The organism is Leucobacter musarum subsp. musarum (genome assembly GCF_001273845.1).
GTDB classification, from domain to species: domain Bacteria; phylum Actinomycetota; class Actinomycetes; order Actinomycetales; family Microbacteriaceae; genus Leucobacter; species Leucobacter musarum.
Genome location: NZ_JHBW01000003.1, coordinates 1 through 213, shown reverse-complemented (window position 1 = coordinate 213; position 213 = coordinate 1). Strand labels below are relative to the sequence as shown.

The window sequence follows — 213 nt, the reverse complement described above, 5'->3', positions numbered from 1 at the left end:
GATGATCGCGGCTCATGAGGAAGACGGGTCGATCCGGGACGATCGCGTCGAGCAACGCGCGACTCGGGGACCCTCCTGGGAAGTGATCCATCGACCATCCCCCGCCCAGGATCCACTCCTCCTCCGGGTACGCCGCCGCGTAGGCGGCGACCGTCGCGACCGCTTCGTCGGCGTTCCCCGCCTCCGTGAGGTTGCACTGCAGCAGCTCAACGC

General features: G+C 68.5%; 1 protein-coding gene. It reads right to left on the bottom strand.

Going from position 1 to position 213, the window contains the following annotated elements; translation table 11 throughout:
• A partial coding sequence (locus CH42_RS00010) for an amidohydrolase family protein (protein ID WP_156322406.1) occupies positions 1-213 on the bottom strand: 213 nt, incomplete at both ends.